16 protein-coding genes are annotated in these 14,510 nt (G+C 34.4%); 14 read left to right on the forward strand and 2 right to left on the reverse strand.

Going from position 1 to position 14,510, the window contains the following annotated elements; genetic code table 11:
• Positions 1 to 20 precede the first annotated feature (20 nt).
• The 4 genes from trpC (at position 21) to trpA (ending at position 3,568) form a co-directional block, all read left to right on the forward strand.
• On the forward strand, positions 21 to 782 hold the full coding sequence (gene trpC, locus X927_RS00290; RefSeq protein ID WP_103076130.1) for an indole-3-glycerol phosphate synthase TrpC: 762 nt from the start codon (positions 21 to 23) through the stop codon (positions 780 to 782).
• Positions 779 to 1,405: a phosphoribosylanthranilate isomerase gene (locus X927_RS00295; protein ID WP_103076131.1), complete on the forward strand. Its 627-nt coding sequence runs from the start codon at positions 779 to 781 to the stop codon at positions 1,403 to 1,405. Before trpC ends, X927_RS00295 begins: the two co-directional genes overlap by 4 nt.
• A 208-nt stretch (positions 1,406 to 1,613) precedes the next feature.
• On the forward strand, positions 1,614 to 2,795 hold the full coding sequence (trpB, locus tag X927_RS00300) for a tryptophan synthase subunit beta (protein ID WP_103076132.1): 1,182 nt from the start codon (positions 1,614 to 1,616) through the stop codon (positions 2,793 to 2,795).
• A complete protein-coding gene (trpA, locus tag X927_RS00305) occupies positions 2,792 to 3,568 on the forward strand; it encodes a tryptophan synthase subunit alpha (protein WP_103076133.1) in 777 nt (258 codons plus the stop codon). Before trpB ends, trpA begins: the two co-directional genes overlap by 4 nt.
• 30 nt (positions 3,569 to 3,598) lie before the next feature.
• Here trpA and X927_RS00310 read toward each other — a convergent pair whose 3' ends face one another.
• On the reverse strand, positions 3,599 to 3,868 hold the full coding sequence (locus X927_RS00310; RefSeq protein WP_103076134.1) for an acylphosphatase: 270 nt from the start codon (positions 3,866 to 3,868) through the stop codon (positions 3,599 to 3,601).
• 12 nt (positions 3,869 to 3,880) lie between these two features.
• The gene (locus X927_RS00315) at positions 3,881 to 4,552 is read right to left on the reverse strand and encodes a zinc metallopeptidase (RefSeq protein ID WP_103076135.1); all 672 of its coding nucleotides are present in this window, start codon (positions 4,550 to 4,552) and stop codon (positions 3,881 to 3,883) included.
• Between the two features lie 464 nt (positions 4,553 to 5,016).
• Here X927_RS00315 and aroF point away from each other — a divergent pair, with 464 nt between their 5' ends.
• The 10 genes from aroF to X927_RS00365 all read left to right on the forward strand — a co-directional run bounded on the left by aroF (position 5,017) and on the right by X927_RS00365 (position 14,464).
• Entirely contained in the window at positions 5,017 to 6,036 is a 1,020-nt protein-coding gene (gene aroF / locus X927_RS00320; RefSeq protein ID WP_103076136.1) for a 3-deoxy-7-phosphoheptulonate synthase, read from the forward strand.
• A 34-nt stretch (positions 6,037 to 6,070) separates the two neighbouring features.
• Complete coding sequence (locus X927_RS00325) at positions 6,071 to 6,913, forward strand: prephenate dehydrogenase (protein ID WP_103076137.1); 843 nt, start codon at positions 6,071 to 6,073, stop codon at positions 6,911 to 6,913.
• 133 nt (positions 6,914 to 7,046) lie between these two features.
• The gene (gene aroA / locus X927_RS00330) at positions 7,047 to 8,345 is read left to right on the forward strand and encodes a 3-phosphoshikimate 1-carboxyvinyltransferase (RefSeq protein ID WP_103076138.1); all 1,299 of its coding nucleotides are present in this window, start codon (positions 7,047 to 7,049) and stop codon (positions 8,343 to 8,345) included.
• Positions 8,342 to 9,130, forward strand: coding sequence for a shikimate dehydrogenase family protein (locus X927_RS00335; protein ID WP_245855426.1), 789 nt, complete (start codon positions 8,342 to 8,344; stop codon positions 9,128 to 9,130). The genes aroA and X927_RS00335 overlap by 4 nt, the downstream gene beginning before the upstream one ends.
• Position 9,131: 1 nt before the next feature.
• On the forward strand, positions 9,132 to 10,253 hold the full coding sequence (gene aroC, locus X927_RS00340; RefSeq protein WP_103076140.1) for a chorismate synthase: 1,122 nt from the start codon (positions 9,132 to 9,134) through the stop codon (positions 10,251 to 10,253).
• The gene (gene aroB, locus X927_RS00345) at positions 10,250 to 11,737 is read left to right on the forward strand and encodes a bifunctional shikimate kinase AroK/3-dehydroquinate synthase AroB (protein ID WP_103076141.1); all 1,488 of its coding nucleotides are present in this window, start codon (positions 10,250 to 10,252) and stop codon (positions 11,735 to 11,737) included. The genes aroC and aroB overlap by 4 nt, the downstream gene beginning before the upstream one ends.
• Positions 11,734 to 12,165 (forward strand): type II 3-dehydroquinate dehydratase, encoded by a 432-nt coding sequence (gene aroQ, locus X927_RS00350; protein ID WP_103076142.1) that lies wholly within the window; start codon positions 11,734 to 11,736, stop codon positions 12,163 to 12,165. The genes aroB and aroQ overlap by 4 nt, the downstream gene beginning before the upstream one ends.
• Before the next feature lie 220 nt (positions 12,166 to 12,385).
• A complete protein-coding gene (locus tag X927_RS00355; protein WP_103076143.1) occupies positions 12,386 to 13,129 on the forward strand; it encodes an undecaprenyl-diphosphate phosphatase in 744 nt (247 codons plus the stop codon).
• An 86-nt stretch (positions 13,130 to 13,215) separates the two neighbouring features.
• Entirely contained in the window at positions 13,216 to 13,716 is a 501-nt protein-coding gene (locus tag X927_RS00360) for a transcription repressor NadR (protein WP_103076144.1), read from the forward strand.
• Between the two features lie 55 nt (positions 13,717 to 13,771).
• The gene (locus X927_RS00365) at positions 13,772 to 14,464 is read left to right on the forward strand and encodes a lipid-binding SYLF domain-containing protein (RefSeq protein WP_103076145.1); all 693 of its coding nucleotides are present in this window, start codon (positions 13,772 to 13,774) and stop codon (positions 14,462 to 14,464) included.
• The last annotated feature ends 46 nt before the right edge of the window (positions 14,465 to 14,510 follow it).

A 14,510-nucleotide genomic window follows, 5' to 3' on the forward strand; every position in this document is an offset into this window, starting at 1 on the left:
TTGAGATAAAGGAGGAAAAGATGTATTTAGAAAAAATAGTAGAAACAAAAAAGGAAGAAGTAGCAAAGCTAAAAGAAAAGAAAATCTCCCTAAAAGACTCCTTCCAAAAAGGAAAATTAACTTTAATAGCGGAAATTAAAAAGGCCTCACCAAGTAAAGGAATCATTTCAACGAATTTTGACCCACAAAGGCAGTTAGAGTTATATATAAAAGCTGGTGCAGATGCTATTTCTATTCTAACTGATGAAAAATATTTTCAAGGTAGTACAAAAATTTTAAAAGAATTAAGAGCCAAAACAAATCTTCCTATTTTAAGAAAAGATTTCATAATCGATCCCATACAGATTTACCAGTCATTATTTCTGGGAGCCAACGTTATTTTACTCATAGCTTCAATACTAACAAAAAAAGAGATCTCTGATTTTCTTAAGATATCAAAAGATATAGGTTTAGAAGCCATAGTCGAAGTTCATAACCGCCAAGAATTAATAAAGGTTTTAGATACCGAAACTGAAATATTGGGAATAAATAATAGGGATTTAAATGATTTTTCTGTTAGCCTACGAAACACTGAAAAACTACTTGAAGAACTTGAAAAATTAGATAAACGTAAGGATTTTTATGTTATTTCAGAAAGTGGGATTAAAGAAAAAAGTGACATCGATTACCTTAGAAGTTTAGAAGTAGATGGGGTATTAATAGGAGAAACTCTAATGAAAGAAAACGATCCGGTTTCGAAGATTGGGGAACTATTTCCAGAAAAAAGGAGTAATTTGCAGTGATCAGGATAAAAGTTTGTGGAATCACAAACATTGAAGACGCCATTAACATATCCAAAGCTGGGGTAGATGCTTTAGGTTTCATTTTAGCCGAAAGCCCGAGAAAAGTTGAATTATCAAAGATTCTTGAAATATCTAAAGAGTTACCTCCCTTTGTAAGCAGAGTAGCTGTAGTAGTCAATCCTAATAAAGAAGAAATAGAAAAAATTGAAAGAAGTAAAGTATTTGATTACGTTCAATTTCACGGATCAGAAGATGCAAATATAATTAAAAATTGCAAGTTAAAAACAATAAAAGCTATTAAAATTGAAAATAAGAGTTCTTTGGAAGAAATATCCAAGTACAATGATTTTGTGGATTACTTCTTATTTGATACAAAAATTGGTGAAAAGATAGGTGGTACAGGACATACTTTCAATTGGGAGATTTTAAAAGAAGCAAATATAAAAAAACCTTTCATCTTAGCCGGTGGTTTGAGCCCAGAAAACGTAGTTGAAGCTATAAAAACAATCAAACCCAATGCTGTTGATCTAAACAGTAAAGTTGAATTGTATCCAGGTAAAAAAGATATTAGATCAATAAAAGAAACTATTGAAAAGGTAAAAAATTTAGAAATAAATGGATAATTTTAAAAGAGTGGGAGCAGGGCGAAGGGTCTTTAACGCACGTTTTAGAAACAAGATTTTGATTTTAAAAGGGTCACAGGGCGGAGCCGTCCACCCCCCACTGGGTTAGGGACCTCAGGTCCCTTTCTAAAGAAGGGTGGGGAGCGGGGCGAAGGGGTGCTATAACAAACTTTTAAATTGCAAAAAACAAGAAGGAGGATGAAATTTTATGAAAAAGGCTTATTTTGGTCAGTATGGAGGTAAATACGTTCCAGAAACGTTAATTCCGGCACTTGAAGAATTGGAGGAAGCTCACGAAAAATATTCAAAAGATCCTGATTTTATAGACGAATACCAAGGTTTGTTGAAAGATTACTGTGGAAGGCCTACCCCTTTATATTTTGCTGAAAGATTTACAGAATACCTTAATGGTCCAAAGATATATCTAAAAAGAGAAGATTTAAATCATACAGGAGCACACAAAATAAATAACGCGTTGGGGCAAGTATTACTTGCAAAAAAAATGAATAAAAAAAGAATAATAGCAGAGACCGGTGCAGGCCAGCATGGTGTAGCAACAGCGACCGCTGCTGCTAGATTTGGTTTGGAATGTGTAGTTTACATGGGGGCAGAAGATATTGAAAGGCAAGCCCTCAACGTATATAAAATGAAGATGTTGGGAGCAAAAGTAGTGCCTGTATACAGTGGTAGTCAAACTTTAAAGGAAGCCATAAATGAAGCTATTAGAGACTGGGTTACAAACGTTGAAAACACGCACTACGTTATAGGCTCTGTTGTAGGGCCACATCCATATCCTAAAATAGTTAGAGATTTTCAAAGGGTTATTGGTGATGAATCTAAAAATCAGATTTTAGAAAAAGAAGGAAGGCTGCCTGATTATATAGTTGCATGTGTTGGCGGAGGCAGTAACGCTATGGGTATATTTTACCCTTTTATAGAAGATAAAGATGTTGAATTGATAGGAGTGGAAGCCGCAGGGAAAGGATTAGAAACTGGGCAACATGCAGCTTCCTTGACTGCGGGGAAAATAGGTGTACTTCACGGGAGTAAATCTTACGTTTTACAAGATGAAGACGGTCAAATTCAACTTGCATATTCTATTTCTGCAGGTTTAGATTATCCGGGTGTAGGACCTGAACATAGTTATCTACACGATGAAAAAAGAGCTCAGTATGTATCCATAACAGATGAAGAAGCGTTGCAAGGTTTCGAACTTTTAACGAAATTGGAGGGAATCATCCCAGCATTTGAAAGTTCGCATGCAATCGCTTACGCTATGAAAATTGCACCCTCACTCGATAAAGATAAGATCATGCTGATAAATCTTTCTGGAAGGGGAGACAAAGATGTGGATTCTTATAGAAAGCTTGGTAGGGAGGTAATAGAATGAGCAAAATAAGTGAAGCATTCAAAAATAAAAAGGCTTTAATCACCTATGTAACAGCCGGAGATCCAAGTTTAGAGGCTACAAAAGAAATTATATTAGAATTGAACAAAGATGGTGTTGATATTATAGAGGTAGGAATACCTTTTTCTGATCCTTTAGCCGATGGGCCAATAATTCAAAAAGCAAGCCAAAAAGCTTTAAAAAATGGGATTACCCTTAAAAAAATTTTTGAAGCCCTGAATGAAATCAAAGAAGATGTTACTTGCCCACTCGTTTTAATGGGTTATTACAACTCAATTCTCAATTATGGTATCGACAATTTTATAACAGACGCTGTAAATACGAGTATCTCTGGGGTAATAATTCCAGATTTGCCTTTTGACGAAGAAGAAGAATTTTACGCAAAAATAAAAGAAAACGGTATCGATCCTATTTTACTGGTTGCTCCAAATACCTCTGAAGAGCGACTAAAAGAAATATCTAAGGTATGTTCTGGATTTTTGTACTGTGTATCAATTATGGGGGTAACAGGCGATAGCCAAGCACCTATGGAGCATTTGAAAGAGTACTCACAAAGAGTGAGAAAGTATATTGACATTCCTTTAGCCATCGGTTTTGGAATAGATAGCCCAACAAAGGCTAAAAATATTATTGAATATTTCGATGGAATAATTGTAGGTAGTGCCCTAATAAAAATAATCGATGAAAACAGCGATGACAAAGCTAAATTGCTTAAAGAAATAAAAAGCTTTACAAAAACTTTGAAAGTATGGTAAAAAATAGAGGCTATTCGCCTCTATTTTGATTCAATATTCTATATGAAAACTTTCATAATTCCCTATGGGGAAATCTTCTTCTTGAATATCTTCTAATCTACTGAACCCATTTCCTTGTAGGATAATTTTTTTTAGTTTCAAAACTTTTTCTTCTTCACCTTGGGCAACCACCTCAACCGAACCGTCAGGTAAGTTTCTAACATACCCCTCAAGTTGAAGCCTTACTCCATGCACTCTTAAAAAATGTCTTAAACCAACACCTTGAACTCTTCCATACAGTATCCATCTTTTGCAAATCATAGAGGATATACCTTAATTTCTTGAACCAGCTAACGCTAGCATTCTTAAAAGTTGAGCAATCGCCATCAACGCAGCTGCCACATAGGTTAACGCTGCGGCTGATAACACCTTTTTTGCACCTGCTACTTCCTCTTTGGACATTCCCATAACGGGTAAAAGTTTCAAAGCCCTACTACTGGCATTAAACTCAACCGGCAAGGTTATAACTGAAAATAAAACCACGAAAAGAAACAAGAAAATTCCAGCATTAAGTAAAAAAGGTGTAGAAAAAATAAGTCCAATAAAGAATATAATCCACGCCATATTAGAACCAAAACCTGCCAACGGCACAGCCAGATTCCTAAGAATTAAAGGTTTATAACCCTTAGCATGTTGTATAGCATGACCTGCTTCGTGAGCTACCACACCCAAAGCAGCTATAGATGAACTGTTATAAGTGGAGTCAGAAAGTCTCAATACTTTTTTGGTAGGGTCATAATGATCACTCAAAGTACCTCTTACTCTTTCGACTTTAACATCATACAACCCAACAGAATCAAGTAATCTTCTGGCAAACATATAGCCTGGCTCTCCAATTGATGCCTTTACTCGAGAATATTTGTTGAAAGTGCTACTAACTCTTGCTTGAGCCCAGATAGCTAATATCAATGGTGGGATTAACAATAACATAGTAGTATAAAACATGATTATTCACCTCCATTTACTTTGTAAACAAGCATTTTAAAATCTACATTTCATAAAGAATTTTAGCACCTTTTCATTTAGTCTATTTTACAGAAGTGTATACTTTTATGCCTATAAATTTTGAATTATAGAGAAAAAAACACTTTTTTAGTTGACAAAAATATTTTTTCCTGATAAAATAATTTTAAAGGAAAGTTGAGGAGAGAGCAAAAATGATTACAAAGGTCTTAATCGAAAATCAAAATAAATATTATTGGTATTTTAGTAAGACACCCATTTTGGTGGCTTTGTTTTGTCGTATAAAAACTTAGTCCACAAAGATTCCAAAATGGGTGTCTACTCTTTTAGTAGACACCTATTTTTTTTATAAATACTTTGAAAATAAATTAAGGGGGCGAAGGGGCGCTGAAACAAACTTTAGAATCTCTAAAGACAATATTTTTAAAATTTGGAGGTGAATTCGGGTGGTGATCGTAATGGAGGAAAATGCAACAGAAGAAGAAGTTAGAAATGTTATTCAAAAGGTGGAAGAAGTAGGCTTTAAAGCTCATCCTGATAAAGGAGAAAATCACACGATTGTTGGGGTAGTAGGGGAAGGTGACAGGGAATACATTTTAAACAATATCGAAACTTTCCCAGGAGTTGAAAGGGTTGTAGAGATAACTCAACCTTTCAAATTAGCAAGTAGAACATTCAAATCTAAAGACTCAATATACGACATAGGAGGGATAAAAATAGGAGGAGAAAATTTTTTAACGATTGCTGGACCTTGTGCAGTAGAAAGTAAAAAACAGGTTTTAGAAACCGCTCTATTCTTAAAAGAGAAAGGGGTTAAATTCCTAAGAGGGGGAGCTTATAAACCAAGAACCTCTCCATATTCTTTTCAAGGCTTAAAAGAAGAAGGCCTGAAGATTCTAAAAGAAGTAAGTGATGAAACTGGTCTAAAGATAGTTACAGAAGTTATGGACACCAGAGAGGTCGAGTTGGTTTCAAAATATGCCGATGTTTTACAAATAGGAACAAGAAACATGCAAAATTTTGCACTTTTAAAAGAAGTAGGTAAGCTTAACAAGCCAGTTTTACTCAAAAGGGGTTTATCAGCTACATATAAAGAATTTTTAATGTCGGCAGAATATATCATTTCTGAAGGAAACAACCAAGTTATACTGTGTGAAAGAGGAATTAGAACATTTACTGATGAAACCAGAAATACTTTAGACATCAGTGCAATACCTGTAATCAAAAGATACAGTCATTTACCTATTATTATTGATCCCAGCCACGCTAGTGGAGATTGGAGGTACGTCGCTCCTCTATCAAAAGCTGCTGTAGCCGCTGGTGCAGATGGATTAATAATAGAAGTACATCCGGATCCTAAAAACGCTCTCTCTGATGGTAAACAATCTCTAAATTTTGAGCAATTCAGTGAATTAATGGATCAAATAAAAGCCCTATTAGAAATAGACAGTAAAATCTTGGCCTAAGACACATACTATACTGTCATTGGAGGAACGATTAATGTTATTTGACACCGCGATAATTCTTGGCACCGGATTGATTGGAACTTCATTAGCTCTAGCCTTTAAAGAAACAAAAGAAGTAAGAAATATCATTGGATACGATATCGAGGATAATTCTTTAAAAGAAGCTTTAAAGTTAGGAGCTATCGATGAACCTGCGAAAATATCAGATATTTCAAAAGCAGATTTAATAATTTTTGCAACGCCTGTAGAAAGTACAAAAAGTATTTTACATGATACAATTAGTCTAGTAAAAGAAAATACAGTTGTAACCGATGTGGGTAGTACGAAATATAAAATTACGCAACTCTTTGATACTTTCAAAAACAAAAGGGTCAATTTCATAGGCGGTCATCCATTGGCAGGATCCGAAAAGTCTGGTCCATTAAACGCCAAGGCGGATTTATTCAAAGGGAAAAAATATATATTGATAAAAAGCGCAAATTGTGATCAAGTATATTTTAATAAGTTTGAAAGGTTGATCACAAAAATCGGAGCCATTCCAATAATGATAGATGCCGAAACTCACGATGAAATTCTCTCAGCAACAAGTCATCTGCCTCAGATAATTTCTTATTATCTAGTAAAAACTCTGATGAATTTAAAAGAAGATAATGAAAATTATCTAAAATTAGTCGGAACTGGTTTTAAAGACACAACAAGGTTATCAAAAAGCGATCCCCAAATGTGGATCGATATATTCAAACAAAACAAAGAGAATATACTGCGTGCCATAGAGAATTTTGAAAAAGAGTTAACTGCCTTCAAGAAGAATTTAATCGAAGATAAATACAAAGAAATAAAAGATGATTTGATCAAAATCAGTAAATTTGAGTTGTAAAGGCAAAGGGTGGGCTGCTGGTTTTGGGACCGCAGGTCCCTTCCTTAGAAGGGCGGGAAGCGGGGTGAAAGGGCGCTATTTATAAAGTTTTCAAAATTTTTAAAGGCAAAAAATGAAATAAGAGGAGGCAAAGATGAAAATTGAAGTAACTCCAACAGAAAATATAAATACAGAGATCACCCTACCAGGTGATAAATCAATATCACACAGGGCACTAATCATTGGTTCCCTCGCTGAAGGTGAAACAAAAATACACAACTTTTTAAGTTCTGAAGACACCTTAAGTACGTTAAATATATTAAATTCAATAGGCGCCAATATCAAACAAATTAGCGAAGATGAGGTAATTGTAGAGGGTAAGGGAAAAGATAATTTCATTGAACCATCCAACGTTCTAAACGCAAAAAACTCTGGTACAACAACGCGCTTAATGATGGGTGTGTTATCGGCTCAAAATTTTTACAGTGTAATTACAGGGGACGACTCTTTGAGGGAAAGGCCTATGAAAAGAGTCATAGATCCACTAAGCAAAATGGGTGGACGTTTTTTTGCGAGGAAAAATGGCGAATTTGCTCCTATCACAATATTGGGGACGAAAGATATATCCCCCATTGTTTATAAAACCCCAGTTGCAAGTGCCCAAGTTAAATCTGCTATTTTGTTGGCAGCTTTGTATGCAAAAGGAGAAACTCAAGTAATAGAACCTGCTAAATCTCGTGATCATACGGAAAGAATGTTAAAATATTTTGGTGCCAATATCACTCAAAAAGATACAACCGTTGCTATCCAAGGTCTTACTAACAATCTAAAAGGTCGGGAGTTCTTTGTGCCGGGTGATATATCGTCTGCATCTTTTTTCATAGTTGCTGCTCTTATAACAAAAAACTCGACATTATTAATAAAAAATGTGGGAATCAACCCTACCAGAACAGGTATATTATCCGTATTGAAAATGATGGGAGCGGATATAAAGATCATCAACGAAAAAACATTAACCAATGAGCCGGTTGGAGACTTACTCGTAAAAAGTAGTTCGTTAGAGGGTGTTGAAATAAAAGGTGAGATGATTCCTTTGATTATCGATGAAATCCCTATATTGGCGATAGCTGCTACCCAAGCCAAAGGAAAAACAACTATAAAAGATGCAAAAGAATTACGTTACAAAGAAACAGATAGAATAAGGGCTATCACCAGCGAATTAAAAAAATTGGGCATAGATGTTTTAGAAAAAGAAGATGGTTTTGATATAATCGGAGACCAAAAAATACGAGGGAACTGTACTTGTGAAAGTTACAACGACCATAGAATAGCCATGTCGCTTGCTATAGCCGGATTGATAGCAGATAATCCTATAGAAATTGATAATTTTGAATGTGTGAATATATCTTTCCCGGAATTTACAGAGATTTTTGAGAAGATAAGGTGTATATGATGAAAAAATTTGGATTATTAGAATACCCCCACAAAGAAAGCTTATCAAAACAGGTTTTTAATGAATACTTTAAAAAAGCTCATATCGATGCTGTATATGAAGATATAGTCATAGTACCTGATAATTTTGACGATGAAATTAACAAATATATTGATTCTTACGATGGACTCAACGTTACTGTTCCATTCAAAGAAAAAGTGATTAAATACGTCGAACCTGTTGAAGAAGCTAAAGAAATAAATGCGGTTAACTGCATTTTCAATAATAAAGGTTACAACACAGATTGGAAAGGCTTTTATAACTCGTTAAATTCATCAATACTGAAAGAACCGATCGTCTTAGTTGGAGCGGGTGGTGCGAGTAAATCTATCATCTACGCTTTATACAAAATGGGCATAAAAAAGTTGTTTCTTGTAAATCGAACGGTTGAAAAAGCGGAAAAATTAAGAAAGATTTTCTTGTCAAAAATAGATATAAAAATAGAATCTTTTGATCACCTACAAAGCATAATCCGTAGTTTTAAAACCTTCATAAACTCCACTTCTATTGGAATGTTTGGAGAATCATTTGATTTAGAAGCTAGAGACCTTTCCAACCTATCTTTAATTTACGATATTGTTTACAACAATACCCCTCTCCAAAAGATTGCGAAAGAAAACAATATCAAATGTATAGATGGACGCACTTTTTGGTACCATCAGGCGGTAGAAAATTTGAAGATATGGAATATTTATACCCCAGAAATATTCAATGAAACCTTTAAAACTTTTGCTAGAGGTGAATAAAATGCAAGTAAAGATAGCCGGAGATTCACATGGTTCACAGATGATTGGATTAATAGAAGAAATCCCAGCAGGGTTAAAAATAGATATAGAAAAAATAAACATAAATCTAAGAAGAAGACAGCTAGGGTACGGCCGTGGGAACAGGATGAAATTAGAAAAAGATGAAGTAATAATCGTTTCCGGGTTATGGGAAGGAATAACTACCGGGACTCCGCTGGTTTTAATTATAAACAACAAAGCTAAAAATCCTATCAAAGAAGAAAGACATATTCCAAGACCTGGGCATGGGGATTATTCTTGTTGGTATAAATTCAGATTAGATGATTTGAATATATACACGGAAAGGAACAGCGCACGCTGGACAAGTGTACTTACTGCGATAGGGAGCGTTGCCAAACAATTTCTTGAAAATTTTGGTATAACAACGACGAGTTTTGTAAAATCGATTGGAAAAGTCAGTGTCGAAGAAGAAAGGTTTGAAGAAATCCAAAAAAATTTCACTTACTATATCCAAAAAAGAAATGAATCAGAAGTTCAATGCCCTTTTGAAGATATTTCTGTAAGAATGATGGAAGAAATCAAAGAAAATGCTCTAAAAAAAGCAACCACCTTGGGAGGCAGTGTAACAACATTCGCCACAAATGTGAAACCTGGATTGGGAAGTTACGCCGATGTTTTGAACAGAGTTGATTCAAAAATAGGAAAATACTTTATGTCGATTCCTTCTGTGAAAGGGGTTTTTATAGGCAAAGAAGATGTGAGTATCCCTGGATCTGAATTCCAAGATCCTTTCAAAGTGGAAAATAGTGATATACGCAGAACCAAGAATTACGCAGGTGGCATAGAAGCAGGGATAACCAATGGAGAAAATATAATGGTCACTACATACTTCAAACCTATTTCTACACTTGCAAATCCTCTTCCTTCTGTTGATCTTAAAACCAAAGAACCAAAAGAAGCACCTTACATAAGATCTGATTCTGTTGTTATTCCTGCTGCGACGGTAATAACAGAATGTACCCTTGCTATTATATTAATGGAAGAAATTATAGACGGATTTGGAAACGATAATATTGAACTCATAAAAGACAGATACTTCAAGAAATATGGTGATATTCGATGAAAATTTTCTTAGTAGGAATGATGGGATCTGGAAAAACGACCCTTGCAAAAAAGATTGCAAAAGTGCTTTCCATACCCCATATCGACATAGATGAAGAAATCGAAAAAAACGAAAATCTTAAAATAAAAGACATCTTTGAAAGATACGGTGAAGAATACTTCAGGAAATTGGAAAACGACATTCTCGAAAAATTAGCAGAAAACACTCAATCCATAGTTGTATCAACTGGGGGAGGAATAATCTTAAACGCTAAAAATAGAACCATATTGAAAAAAGAAAATGCCATATACCTGAGTGTCGCTCCTGAAAAGCTTAAAGATCGTGTAAGTTTAGAAAATAGGCCCCTTCTAGCAAACAACAAAGAAAATATTATAAAGATATACCAAGATCGAAAAGAATTATACGAACAATTCAAAACGGTCGATATCACAAATTTGACCGAATGGGAATCGGTTGCTAAAATCCTCTACCAATACGATATCAAAAACAACGCTGAAATAGATTCATCTTTTCAAAAAGTATCAATAAATGCGGGAAGCCTAAAGTCTCTCCCCCCAGATTCTATAGTTTTTACCAGCGAAAAGGTCAATGAACTATACGGAGAGTACCTGCCACAGAAAAAACTTGTCTTACCGAACGGGGAAAAAACAAAAGACATCTCTTTTGTAATAAGGGCTTACGAATATCTACTTGAAAACAATGTCTCTAGAGATAACTTACTTCTTGGGATTGGCGGAGGAACTATAACCGATTTTACAGGTTTTGTTGGTTCCACTTACAAAAGAGGAATGAACTTTTCATTTTACCCTACGACACTTCTTTCTCAGATCGATGCTGCAATAGGCGGAAAAAATGGAATAGATTTCAAAAAATACAAAAATGTCGTGGGAACAATAAACTTACCCAAAGAAGTGGTTATAGATCCGCTTTCCATATTATCTTTAGATGACGAAACATTCATAGAAGGTTTAATCGAAGGTTATAAAATGGCATTGATCTCAGGGAATGATTTTTATAAGTACTTTAAAGAGAATTTGCAAGAAATACTCAACAGGAATCTATATAAATTATCTTTCTTTATTAAAAGATCCGTAGAGGAAAAACTTCGTATAGTGGAACAAGATTTCAAAGATACGGGGTTGAGAAGTTGTTTAAATCTTGGACACACTTTAGGTCACGCCTTTGAAGCTACTACGGGAATCGCACATGGCTTATCCGTAGGATGGGGTTTGATCAAAGAAATAGAATTTTTTTACAAGAAAAAATATTTGAAAGAAAAAGATTATCTAGAAATTAAAGACACATTAGAAACACTTGTTCCTGAAAAAGTTAAAAACATTCAAATAGGAGAAAAAGACATATATTATTATTTATCAAATGACAAAAAAATAGGTGCAAATCAAAAAATAAAGCTGCCAATTTTAAAGTCACCGGGAAATGTCATAATAGAAGAAATCAAAATAAAAGAAGGTGAAATCTTTTGATTCTGATAATAAATGGTCCTAACTTGAATATGTTGGGGAAACGTCCTAAAGATATCTATGGAGCTGAAACTTACGAAGACTTAAAAAACCAGATAAACCATTTTGCACAAAATAATAGTATAGATGTTGAGTTTTTTCAATCAAACTCAGAAGGTCAAATCATAGATAGAATTCAAAAATTGGATTTTGAAGCTTTAATAATCAATCCAGGTGCTTATACACATTATTCTTATGCGATAAGAGATGCCTTGGAAATTGTAAATGTGCCAAAAGTGGAGGTTCATCTAACAAATATCATGGCAAGGGAAAGTTTTAGGCAAACATCTGTTACCTCTTCCTCATGCGATGGGGTCATATCTGGATTCGGATTCTATGGATATATATTAGCTTTAGAATACCTAAAAGAAAAGTTGAAAGAGCAAGCTTAATCATACAAAGCTGCAGGTTACAGGGCGGAGCCCTTTTGCCGTTTTATGCAAAAAGCTTTTTAAGTTTGCTGCGTGTGCAAACCATGTTTTTAAATGATTTTGACCTTGATTTGGGGTTTTTAAGGGGCTTGCCCCTTAACGTCCGGGTGAAGGGGCGCTAACACAAGGTTTTAAAGCTTATAAAAACACTATAAAAATCTATCAACTTAGGAGGTAAAAAGTGAAAGAAATCATTTTAGGAATCGTACAAGGTCTAACAGAATTTCTTCCCGTATCCAGTTCAGGACATCTGGCTATATTTTCATCCTTTATGAATATCGACACCAACGTACCGTATTTCGCCCTTCTTCATTTATCCACTTTTTTTGCTGTATTGTTCTTTGTTTGGAAAGAAGTCGTCAATTTGATCAAGGGACTCTTTAAATGGGAAAAAGAATCACTTTCTCTAATCTTTAAATTAATCATTTCTTCGATTCCAGCTGCTATTGTAGGTTTCACTTTGGAATCTTCGATCGAATCAGCCTTTTCTTCTCTTACATTGATAGGAGTTTTTTTAATGGTAACAGCCGTCTTTTTATTAATTTCTGACACACTAAAAGGGAAAAAGAGTTTAACAGAGATAACCTATGTTGATGCTTTGGTTATAGGTCTCATGCAAGCTATTGCAATATTTCCAGGGATATCAAGAAGCGGTGCAACGTTGTTTGGTGCACTTTTAATGAAAACAAAAAGGGAAGATGCACTGAAATATTCCTTTTTGATGAGTCTTCCTGTAACCTTTGGAGCAGGTATTTTTGAAATAAATAAGGTAACTTTTACTCCTTGGGTAATTTTAGGTGGATTGTTTGCTTTCTTATTTGGCTTGTTGGGATTGTATCTATTGAAAAAAACGGTCTTAGTTGGAAAACTAAAATATTTTTCATATTATTGTTTTGCTATCGGACTCTTAGCCATTATTATTTAGCATCTAAAACTTTGTTTAGGTAATCTTATAAAATATTTGATATAATATTTAAGAGAACCTCAATAAAGTAGCAGGGAGTTTATGGTTTGAGAAAACAAGAAAGGCTAAAAAAAATACTTAACATTCTTTCTACAAGTAAATATTCAATACCAGGGCAACAACTTGCTGAAAGATTTGGTGTAACAAGGCAAGTAATAGTAAAAGATATTGCTATTCTGAAAGCCCAAGGTTATGATATACAATCTTCACCAAAAGGTTATTCAATGAATAAGAACAACAAATTGATTAAACTGATTGCTGTTAAACACACCCCGGAACAAATTGAAGATGAATTAAAAACCATTGTAAACTGTGGTGGTAGAGTAATTGACGTTTCTGTAGAGCATCCTGTATATGGAGAATTAAGTGGTAGAATTGATGTAGATTCCATCGAAGAAGTAGAAACCTTTATAGCAAAATTAAAGACTTCTAAACCTTTATCAATAATAAACAATGGAGTTCATTTACACAGGATTGAAGTAGAAAACGAGGATCAATTTAACTGCATAAAAAGAGAACTAAAAAAGCGAAAAATTTTGTTAGACTAACCAAGTTTTTGAGATTCCAAAGAAAGTAAAGACCTAAAAGTGAGGGATGAAAAAAATGAAAAAAAGCATTTTAGCAACTCTCATTATCCTACTGTTTTCATTTAGCCTATTTGCTGCAGTTGAAGATACTGTTAAAGAGGCCCGTTTCGCTGTTGAGGAGTTATTATCAAAACCAGATAGCGGAGCTTTTGTTCAATTAGTAGAAATGTCAGAAGGCTTAGTAATTTTTCCCACATTTTATAAATTGGGTTATGTGGTTGGTGGACAGTATGGTGAAGGCATTGTATTAAGAAAAGATAGTGAAACAGGAAAATGGTACGGACCATCATTTGTAAACATATATGGATTAAGCTGGGGAGCACAAATAGGAGTACAATCCGCAGCATTAATTTTAGTTGTAATGAATGAAAAAGGAATGGAAGGGTTCATGGGAAACAACTTTACATTAGGAGGTTCAGTCGGTATTTCTGCTGGACCATTGGGTAGACAGCTTTCTGCAGATTTAGATTATAAATTACAAGCATCCATCTATTCTTATTCTATTGCAAAGGGTTTCTACGCTGGAGTTTCTGTTGAAGGGGCTTATATAAGAGCAGATGATAATGCCAATGAGGATTATTATAACGAATCTCTTTCACCTGAGCAAATTTTAAAAGAAAAAGAAGTCGATAACGAAGCAAAACAGATAGTAGAACTATTAGAAAAGGCGGTACTAGAAAGCCAGTTAAAAGATAAAGAAATAACTTAAAAAGGTTGCTACTAAAGTTTTAGAAACTCTAAAAACAATAACAAAA

Origin of the sequence: Petrotoga mexicana DSM 14811 (assembly GCF_002895565.1) — a bacterium.
In the GTDB taxonomy this organism is placed as follows: domain Bacteria; phylum Thermotogota; class Thermotogae; order Petrotogales; family Petrotogaceae; genus Petrotoga; species Petrotoga mexicana.

Excerpts from the sequence above, each read along its gene's own strand:
- trpC (WP_103076130.1), top strand. The coding sequence starts at position 21 with ATGTATTTAGAAAAAATAGTAGAAACAAAAAAGGAAGAAGTAGCAAAG.
- trpB (WP_103076132.1), top strand. The coding sequence starts at position 1,614 with ATGAAAAAGGCTTATTTTGGTCAGTATGGAGGTAAATACGTTCCAGAA.
- trpA (WP_103076133.1), top strand. The coding sequence starts at position 2,792 with ATGAGCAAAATAAGTGAAGCATTCAAAAATAAAAAGGCTTTAATCACC.
- X927_RS00310 (WP_103076134.1), bottom strand. The coding sequence starts at position 3,868 with ATGATTTGCAAAAGATGGATACTGTATGGAAGAGTTCAAGGTGTTGGT.
- X927_RS00315 (WP_103076135.1), bottom strand. The coding sequence starts at position 4,552 with ATGTTTTATACTACTATGTTATTGTTAATCCCACCATTGATATTAGCT.
- X927_RS00325 (WP_103076137.1), top strand. The coding sequence starts at position 6,071 with ATGTTATTTGACACCGCGATAATTCTTGGCACCGGATTGATTGGAACT.
- aroA (WP_103076138.1), top strand. The coding sequence starts at position 7,047 with ATGAAAATTGAAGTAACTCCAACAGAAAATATAAATACAGAGATCACC.
- X927_RS00335 (WP_245855426.1), top strand. The coding sequence starts at position 8,342 with ATGATGAAAAAATTTGGATTATTAGAATACCCCCACAAAGAAAGCTTA.
- aroC (WP_103076140.1), top strand. The coding sequence starts at position 9,132 with ATGCAAGTAAAGATAGCCGGAGATTCACATGGTTCACAGATGATTGGA.
- aroB (WP_103076141.1), top strand. The coding sequence starts at position 10,250 with ATGAAAATTTTCTTAGTAGGAATGATGGGATCTGGAAAAACGACCCTT.
- X927_RS00365 (WP_103076145.1), top strand. The coding sequence starts at position 13,772 with ATGAAAAAAAGCATTTTAGCAACTCTCATTATCCTACTGTTTTCATTT.